The following is a 10,409-nucleotide window of genomic DNA, read 5'->3' on the forward strand; positions in this document are numbered from 1 at the left end:
GCTTTCTGAAAGAAAGCTGCATCGGAAGCATAAGCTATCCCCGGATTTCCCCTTTATAAAAGGAATCAAAAAATCTGGGGATAACAGCGATCGGAAGGTTGTTCTGTCATCGGAGTGTCCAGTGTAAATATTCTTTAGTTCCACTTATATAGCTCAATCGCAATAGCCCAGAGGGGTCATTTTCATTGTCATGCGAATCAGGTATGCTTAAAGAATACATCCGTCTGTTGATTGATTATTGATGGGACATCGAATGAGGAGTGTTTATATGAAAAGCTGGTTTGGAAAAACATGGCCTTGGTTAACACTAGGTCTGACCGTTGTTGTATTGCTTGGATCATTTTTGGTTTATTTTATGGGCAAAGACGTATCCCCGGGATCAGGAAGTGCTGTAACTGCACAAGCCGAGACAGCGGAGGATTTGAAGGGATATGAAGTCATTGATGTGGACGTAAGCAACGATGGTTTTGGACCAGACGTTATCGAGGTGAAAGCTGGCGTACCGACCAAAATCAACTTTATTCTGACCCGATCGGTGACACATGTCAAATCAGTCGGATCACAAAAGCTTGGCATGGATCTATACATGCAAAAGGGACCTAATTATTATACGGTCGACAAAGATCTGCCAAAGGGTGAATACGAGATTCACTGCGGTATGTACATGATATACGCAACGATTAAGGTTGTATAAGCAGAAGGAGCATGGTTTCGGGTCACCGAGCTTTGCTCCTTTTTTTGGTGCGTGATATCATGGGAAAGTGGGTAAAATCGATCAGGAGGTGGCGAAAATGAAAGCGCTATTTATTGGAGGGACAGGCACCATTAGTACGGCCATTACGGAGATGCTTGCACGGCAAGGCTGTGAACTGTATTTGATTAATCGAGGCAATCATAACCATGACTTACCTAAGGAAGTCAACGTAATTCAAGCGGACATTAATGACGAGACACGTGTAGCGGAACTGATAGCTGATCTGGAATTTGATGTTGTGGCAGACTTTATCGCCTTTGTACCATCTCAATTGGAGAGAGATTACCGTTTATTCAAGGATAAAACGAAGCAGTTTATTTTTATAAGCTCAGCATCTGCGTATCAGACACCTTTGGCTGATTACCGGATCACTGAAGGGACGCCTTTATCGAATCCATATTGGGAGTATTCTCGCAACAAGATTGCCTGTGAAGACTATCTGATGAAACAATACCGCGAGCATGGATTCCCTGTGACCATCGTGCGTCCAAGCCATACATATGGCGACAAATCGGTACCTCTCGGTGTTCATGGTGCTCAAGGCAGCTGGCAGGTTCTCAAGCGCATGCGTGAAGGCAAACCCGTTATCATCCATGGAGATGGTACCTCACTGTGGACCATTACGCACAATATTGATTTTGCCAAAGGTTTTATCGGGCTTATGGGAAATATCCATGCAATTGGTGAATCGGTACATATCACCTCGGACGAATCCGTCACCTGGAATCAGATTCATGAGATTATTGCCAGCGTGTTGGGAGTTAAGCTTCATGCGGTACATGTACCTTCCGAGTTCTTGGCAGCATGCAGTGACCAGGATCTTCGCGGCGGTTTGCTGGGGGACAAAGCCAATACCGTTGTGTTTGACAACAGTAAGCTGAAACGGCTTGTTCCGGAATTTGTAGCAACGACAAGAGCCGATCAGGGCATTCGAAGTACGATTGAGCACATTCTGGCCCATCCTGAATTACAGACCGAAGATCCGGAATTTGATGGTTGGTGTGACAAGGTCGTTGGTGCATTGGACGAAGCGTTATTAAAGATCAGAGATGAGAAATGAGAAGTAAGGCGTTCATGATCAACTGTTTACATTCATGAGCTGAATCGTTATAATCAAGAAAAAATGACACTTGTTAGGGGAGGCACCCCAACTTAGGACATCGTTCCTTTGTTGGGGTGCCTCCCTTTTTTGGTGTGCCAAAAAGGAGAGTAGACGTTGAAGAAATCAGGAAAACGTGTGAAGAAACAAGCGGAACAGCTAACCAAGGTGGTGCTGGCATTTGCATTATTATCACCTCAAGCCCTGTTGCTTGAATGGGGCGCAACCACGGTAATGGCTGAAACGGTTGAAACGATCGGAATCGTATCCGATACGTCCAGCATGAAGGCGGTACAGTCTTCCAAGGTGAAAGTGGAAATGAACAGTGACGGTAAATACAGAATTGTATTACTGCCAAACACGAATGTATTTTACGGCGGCGATACAGGGAATGTGTCCACCATTATCGACCACAACGGATCTCCCGTGAACTTTAAAACATTGCCGCTAAATTATTACCGAATTAACAATAATGTGATTGAAATGTCACGGCAAAAAGACAATGTGGAATATATTTTGCGTGTATCTATCGTTAATGCTACCTCACAAGGTGGGTACATGAAGGTTGAACTTGAAGCCATCAACCGTAGCGGAACGGCACTGAATTTGGGTGGAACATTTTATTGGGATACGATGGTGAATGGCAATGATGCTTCTCCATTTGAAGTCATCGAGAATGGATGGCGCAACTACAGCGGCGGAGTTCAGGTCACCGCTTTTTATGCCAATACGTACAATGTTGTGAATGCAGATCGCATATATATGGGCCAGTACAGCAACCCGGACAGCGCTCAACTCACGGGAGGGTCTTCACCTTCAGCGTTCACTCCAGGCCAGACCGTTACGGCGAGTGATACAGCTGCACAATTTTGGTGGGACGCCAAGACAACAGCGAATCAGGCTTCACGCAAATTTTCAACCATTGTGGGGATCGGCCCCAAAAATGCTCCACCTTCGTTTACCTTAACAGCACCATCTTCAGGTCAAACCTATTACAAAGGCGAGCAACTGCAGATCTCCGGTACAACGCGAGATACGGATGTTGGCGACCTGTTGACCGTGAAATGGTCCATTGACGGTGGGGCTGAGAATATTCTGACCCAGTTGACCGCAACGGGTTCTAATCAGTCTTTCAACACCAATTACACATTGCCTGACACCCTGCCAGATGGCACACACACATTACAAGTATGGGTCATGGATGACAAAGGTGGTGTGTCCTCAGCAGGCACCGTTAACTTTACGGTAAGAAGTTTTGTTGTGCCCGGAACGCCGACATATACATTGGTTAATTCTAATAACTTGACGGTGAACTGGGATAAGAAGGCGAATGATGCATCCGTTACGTATGAACTGAAGAATATGACGACGAATCAGATCGTGGATACAGGTATGTCAAACAGTCGGCAAGTGACAGGGCTCACTCCGAATACCAGTTATTCTTTTGCGGTACGGGCCAAAAATTCAAGTGGTTCCTACACGGGTTACTCCAGTCCAGCTTCCAAGTATACACTGGCTAACCCACCCGCTACTGCGGCTGTGACACAATCAGGCAACTCTGTTACAGCTAGCTGGAGTAATAATAGCAATCCTGACGGCACTCAGTACAAAACGGAAATACGCAGTCCAGGTGGGCAAGTCCTTGCAACGGGAACAACAACTTCCACATGTACAGCGTTTGCCCTCACTGGACTCGCGGACGGAAAATACGAAGTATTTGTTGCTGCACTGAATGGAGAAGGGATACAGACCCCATTTATATCCGCTGGAGAGATGATGAAAGATACGACCGGCCCAACTGCTCCTTCTGTTACAGTCACGCCATCCTCATGGACCAAGGAAAATGTTCTCGTCACGGTTGAAGAGGGAAAAGATGCCTTGAGCGGAACTCAAAAGACTGAAGTTAAAGTCGGTCCGGCAGGAGAATGGCGTGAATATAGCGCTGCGTTTACCGTAAGCAGCGAAGGCAACACAACAGTTATGGCACGCAGTATGGATGCATTTGGTAATACAGGACAGGAAACCGCTGTGACAGCCAGGGTAGATCGGACGGCACCAACGCCACCTGTTATTTCGTTGAATCCGCCCGAATGGACAAAAGCGGCAGTAATGGTGACATTAACGGAGGGTATGGACGCAGCAAGCGGCATTGGTCTGACACAGTATAAGCTGGGAAGAGAGGGAGAATGGATCGACTACAGGACCCCTTTTACACTCAGTGAAGAAGGGATAACCGAGATTTATGCACGAAGTGTTGATCGGGCCGCCAATGTCAGTGCTTCCACTTCGGCAACAGCCAGAATCGACAAGACTGGGCCTGAGCAACCGACGATAACGTTAAGTGAAGAGCATTGGACGAATCAGGATGTAACTTTTGCAATAAACAGTGGTGAAGATGCAGGCAGCGGGCTTGCCAAAAGCCAATATCGACTGAGCGAAGAAGGTCCCTGGATCGATTACACGGGCGAAGTGACGGTTACCGATGAGGGAGAAACGATCGTATATGCACGCTCACTTGATCGTGTAGGCAATATAAGCACGTATGCTCAGGCTACGGTTCGAATCGACACGACAGCTCCAACCGAGCCGGTAATTCGTTTAAGTTCTTCTGGATGGAGTAAAGAACATGTGCAATTCACGATCGCTGGTAGTGTGGATGAACGAGCGATATCCTATGAATACAGCATGAATAATGCTCCTTATACGACAGGAAATACGGGTACAGTAAGTACGAACGGGGCTACCACCATTCGGGCGCGAGCAAGGGATGCCGTTGGCAATGTGAGCAAGGAAGTCAGTCAAATCGCCTATGTGGATCAGATGGCTCCAACGATTACATTTGCACCGAACGGACATGTCTGGACGGACTTGGACATATCCACTACCATTCAGTATGCAGATGCCCACTCAGGCATTCAGGAACTGGAACGATTCTATCAAATTACGAACAATGCAGAATCACCGGATCATTGGCTTGAAGCTCGCTCTGACGAGCATAAAATATCCATCGAATCGGAAGGCATATGGTACATCCATGCCAAAACCATGGACAGAGCAGGCAATACATATGAGACAACATCATCACCTTACCATGTTCAACGCAAGCCCGAGCAACCGAAACATGTGAGAATGACGCAGATCGCTGAGACATCAGCTGAACTTACAGTGGATTTGCCAACGGGGGAAAGATATACCGATGGATATCAGTATGAGATAACGAATAAAACGACAGGACATTCATGGACACTGGATTATCCCAACCATAGTATAATCGATCACTCCCTAAACGGTGGTCAGGTCTATGAATATGAAGTTAGAGTGAGAAACCATATCGGAGTAAGTGATGCAGTAAGCGCTCAAGTATTAACGATCCCGGCAGCTCCCGGAACGTTGCACGTTCGAAAAGTAGATTCCCAACCCAATTTGGCCGAAATTCAATTTGATTCAGTAAGGGGAGCAGATGCTTACCGCATCATTGCTGCTACTTCGGACGGGTCCACCGTGTATGATCAGACGGTATCTGACCCTGCCAACCTTCCCTATATCAGCAACCTCGTCCCAGGAACCATGCATAACATCTCGGTAACGGCAATGAATGAAAGTGGAGCAGGCGGTAGCAGTAGAACCGGATTTCTCACACTGCCAGCAGTGCCCGGTGAATTCATGGCTGTTCAAATTCGGGAGCATGATATTTCATTAACATGGGAGACGGTGACTTCTGCAACGTATTATGGTCTTTCACGTGATGAAGCAGCCATATATGAAGGGGAGCAGACGGAATATTTGGATTCAGGTCTGGATAGCGGAACCAATTACAGCTATGCGTTAATTGCTAGCAACGAGACAGGGCCCGGGCCTTTGGCGGAATTACCTTTGCTCAAGACGTTACCTGGGCAGGTGTCCGGTATACAGGTATCAGATGCTTCCACAGCGAGCCTTCGTCTGAATTGGGAAGCAGTACGAGGAGCCGATCACTATGAGTTATGGTTGAATGGAGAGAAGTCGGGAACGGTTGCTGCCGGAACCCAAGAATGGGTATTTGCGGGATTGAGTTCGGGAACATCTTATCAACTGGATGTACAAGCAGTGAACGAAAGTGGACAAGGTATGCGCAGTTCGGTATCAGGAACAACGCTACCCGAGAGCACGTCGGGACTTCATATTGTTCAAGTAACTGAACAGGGAGCGATCTTGAGCTGGGAGCCTGTAGTTGGGGCAACGAAATATCGGGTGGTCATCGATGGACAGAGCCATGAGATATCAGATACACAACTCGCAGTTCACCATCTGTCAAACAGTCGTGAGTATACCTATGAAGTACAGGCAGGCAATGCTGCCGGGTACGGTGCATCCACCCGTAGTTCGATTCTTACGCTACCTAGCAGGCCGGAAGGACTGAATGTCTCATGGACTGGTGAAACAAGTATGGGACTTGCATGGCAAGCTGTAGATACGGCGAATCTCTATATTGTGAAAATCAATGGAACAGAAGTGGGCAGAACATCAGAACTGACCTACACGGCTGAGGAATTGTTGCCAGGTACCGAGTACACTTTGGAAGTTCAGGCTGTGAATACTTCTGGTCCAGGTGAGACAGCTCAGCTCGTCCGATTGTCCAAACCTGTGTCGCCTGACGAGATAATTGCAGATCCAGCAGTACATCGGGCAAAAGTTTCCTGGTCGGTCGTGGAAGGTGCCACTGAATATGTGATTGAGCAGAATGGCAAGGAGGTCTATAGGGGAATTGAGAATGAAGCAACGATTACAGGTCTTCAGGATGGAACGTGGCATCACTATCAACTATGGGCGGTTAACAGACAGGGGACTCGTTCTGAAGCGACAGATGTATCCCTGCTGACTTTGCCTGAGAAACCCGCTAAGGTTGCCGTATATGATGTGGCAAAAAACAGCCTTGGTCTGGATTTCAGCAACACAGGTGTCCAAGGGGCAGATCAGTACGTCATTGAACGGGATGGAAGAGAGATTGCTCAGATGGATTCAACTGAAACCCAATTCGTAGACAAGGATCTGTCGCCAGGAACGAAATACACTTACGTGATTCGGGCGGTCAATGCGAGTGGAACGAGTGCGCCGCTTACTTTCAGTATAATGACTCAAACGTTGCCATTGGTTGCAGAAGGGATCAGAGTGAACGCTGGAACACATAAGGTGGATCTGGCTTGGGAAGTTGTTAAGGGAGCGGCTGCATATGAGATTCGCAATCGGGTAACAGGAGATGTGCAGAGCGTGTCTGAACCGTCTGTACATCTCAATAGTATGCTGGATGGTACAGCGTATGAATTCGAACTTGTTGCGATTAATGAAGATGGCCATCGGTCAGAGTCTATTCAAATTCAGGTTTTAACGAAACCCATATCACCTCAGACGGCAGGCATAACACACATCACAGATCAGACTGCGGTGCTGGATCTGACTGGAAGCTCTACTCGGGGAGCAGAGCAATTCATCATTATGCGGGATGGCGTTGAAGTCGCTAAGGTTCCGGCAGATCAAGAGTCATTTGAAGATCATGGTCTGACACCAGGAGAGCGTTACCTGTACACCATCAAAACATCGAATGCAACGGGTGAGAGTGACTCTGGTTTCGAAGTTCACGTTCGAACGTTGCCTGCGACCATTAATGAATCTGTACATGCAAGCATGATTGGGGAAAAAGAGGGATTAATCTCTTGGCCAAAGGTACAAGGTGCGCAAGGTTATACCATATGGATCGGAGATCAGATGTTCACCACTATTGACGATGGTGATGCCACCGAGGTGAGATTAACTCATCTGGAGAGTGCAACCCGATATGATCAGGTACAGATTATTCCTTATAATACGGCTGGTTCAGGAAACCCAATGACCGTGACTCCTTTTTACACCTTGCCTCATGTTGATTCACTGGAAATGAAGATATACCCCGAGACAGATCACGCCAAACTGGAATGGGACTTCCCATATGGGAACGAAACATTTGTTGTATTGCTAAACGGTACTGAAGTATATAAAGGCAAAACAAAAGAGTTTATTGTTGAGCAACTAGATGCAGGCAAGCAGTACGAGATTGAGATCTACACAGAGAATGATCAGGGAGATGCATCGGAGAAGCTGGCGTATTCTGTCCTGACCAAGCCAGCAGCTCCCGTCAAAGTGGAGTATCATTCGGCGAAGGACCGCATTCGTCTTTTATTAGAACAGAGCCGGGTCGAAGGTGCCGAGCAGTTTATCATTGAGCGGGACGGTGTAGAGGTTGCTCGAGTTCCTGCAGACGAACTGTTCTATGACGACAAGGATCTCGAACCGGGCGTGAACTATACCTATACAGTGAAGGCCATGAATGCCTCGGGCAGTAGTGATGGGGGTTATTACCTTCATGCAATGACTTTGCCCGGTAGTGCTGCTTTACTTCCTGTAGTAGAGGGACGTTCCATGTATGGTGCAGACATTGTATGGGAACTGATTCCTGGTGCTGCGGGTTATCGAGTTTATCGAAATGAAGAGCTTATCGGAACGACAACGGAGACATCCATACATGTGTCTGATTTGAACAGTGCAGAGCATTATGCTGACTTCATCATTATTCCATTTAACGAGGCAGGGGATGGTGAGGCGCTTGAAGTACCGGAATTTGAGACGCTACCTTCCGAGGAACTGACAGTAGCAGCCATAGCGCAAGGTACGAGTACGATTAAGCTAACTTGGGAACTGGAATCAATAAATGAAGTGATTGTGATTACCCATAAAGATCGTGAGATCTACCGTGGCACGCAGCGCAGTTATGTATGGACAGGACTGAATGCCGAACAGCATTATGAGGTGGTTGTATGGACGGAGAATTCGGCAGGTGAGAAAAGTGAAAGCAAACGGGCCTCAGCCATGACTTTTCCGTATCCACCATCCGCCTGGGGCGGTGGTTCTACCCCGAGTCCAAACGGTACATCTGAACAAGCCGATGAGGTGAGTTCACAACCTGAACCGTCTGAGCAACCTGATGTACCTGTGAAAAAAAATATCAAATTTATTGATATCAGCCAAACATTTAATAAAGATCAGATTACCTGGCTTGCGGAACAAAATATCATTCAAGGTGTAAGTGAAACTCGCTTCGAACCACGCCGTCCGATCACCCGTGCGGAGTTCACTGCATTAATCGTGCGTCTGATGGGTGTGGACACAACGGTTAATGAACAGCATGGATTCCAGGATGTGAACGATGAGGATTGGTTCGCTCCTGAGATTAAGGCAGCCGTTCATCATGAGATGGTTCAAGGGATGGGGAACGGCAAATTCGCTCCGTATGCACTGGTAACACGTGAACAGGCATCCAAGATTATAGCAAATGTTGTTCGTAAAATCAGACCGGAACCGCTGACTTCCCCAAGAGCGTTTACCGACCAGTCTGATGTATCTGATTGGGCCAAAGAAGAAGTGCAGGAACTTGCAGGTTTGTACATGATTACCGGATATGAAGATGGCAGCTTCCGTCCAATGCAGCACTTAAGCAGATCCGAAGCTGCAGCGCTGATCTTCCGCTTAAATAAGCTGATTCAAGTCATGGATGAGAACCGTACAGATCAAGTGGAGAAAGCGTCAGCGTTCGATCGTCATATCTAGATTGAATTGAATCATACATGTGATACTGCAATCGGCAGTAACGACATTACCGCTTGATTGGTTTTTAATGCTATAATGGTTGCCAATATGATAAAAAAAGGGTAATGAACAATGGTGATGAATAATGAATAATAAATTTATCCGGATATATGAAGATATTGCAGATCGTATTCGGACCGGAGAGATTGAGGCAGGCACGCTGCTTCAATCGGAACTGGATCTATCGGAAAGTTATCGAACATCTCGAGAGACCATTCGCAAAGCGCTGAAAATGTTGTACGAAGAAGGTTATATTCAGAAGATTCAAGGCAAGGGCTCGATTGTCCTGGACATACGCAAGATCGATTTTCCCATCTCTGGTCTGGTTAGCTTCAAGGAACTGGCCAAAAAAATGGGACATCGCGCTAAAACGTATGTGAAGGTTTTCGAAGAGCAACAGGTCGATCAGGCGTTGCACAAGAAAATTAACTTTGGTCTGAATGAACAGGTCTGGGAGATCAGACGTGTGCGCAAAGTGGATGGAGAGCATGTCATACTGGACAAAGATTACATCAGCCAGCGGCTTGTTCCCGGACTCAGCAAAGAGATCTGTAATGATTCCATCTATGAGTACATTGAGCAAGAGCTGGGGCTTTCCATTTCGTTTGCCAAAAAAGAGATTTTGGTGGAAGAACCCACCGCAGAAGACAGGGAACTGCTTGACCTTGAAGGGTTCCATAATGTGGTTGTGGTGAGGAGCCAGGTGTACCTGGAGGATGCCAGTCAATTTCAGTATACAGAGTCGAGGCATCGACCGGACAAGTTCAGATTTGTGGATTTTGCACGCCGCAGATAAGTGAATCAAGATCGATCAGAGAGTACCTTTCACTGCTTTATTGGGTGGATAGGTACTCTCTTTGATTATGGGAGAATCCGAAGATCGTCCATCAAGAACCGCTT

General features: G+C 47.0%; 4 protein-coding genes. All 4 read left to right on the forward strand.

The window, feature by feature from the left end:
* Positions 1–268 precede the first annotated feature (268 nt).
* The 4 genes from NKT06_RS13325 to treR all read left to right on the forward strand — a co-directional run bounded on the left by NKT06_RS13325 (position 269) and on the right by treR (position 10,305).
* Positions 269–694 carry a cupredoxin domain-containing protein gene (locus NKT06_RS13325; RefSeq protein ID WP_074094860.1) on the forward strand — a complete coding sequence of 142 codons (426 nt, stop codon included), beginning with the start codon at positions 269–271 and terminating at the stop codon, positions 692–694.
* A gap of 97 nt (positions 695–791) precedes the next feature.
* On the forward strand, positions 792–1,814 hold the full coding sequence (locus NKT06_RS13330; RefSeq protein WP_253434845.1) for an SDR family oxidoreductase: 1,023 nt from the start codon (positions 792–794) through the stop codon (positions 1,812–1,814).
* 156 nt (positions 1,815–1,970) lie between these two features.
* Positions 1,971–9,470, forward strand: a complete 7,500-nt coding sequence (locus NKT06_RS13335) for a fibronectin type III domain-containing protein (RefSeq protein WP_253434848.1) — start codon at positions 1,971–1,973, stop codon at positions 9,468–9,470.
* Positions 9,471–9,594: 124 nt separating this feature from the next.
* Positions 9,595–10,305 (forward strand): trehalose operon repressor, encoded by a 711-nt coding sequence (gene treR, locus NKT06_RS13340; protein ID WP_253434851.1) that lies wholly within the window; start codon positions 9,595–9,597, stop codon positions 10,303–10,305.
* The last annotated feature ends 104 nt before the right edge of the window (positions 10,306–10,409 follow it).

The organism is Paenibacillus sp. 1781tsa1, assembly GCF_024159265.1.
Classification (GTDB): Bacteria; Bacillota; Bacilli; order Paenibacillales; family Paenibacillaceae; genus Paenibacillus.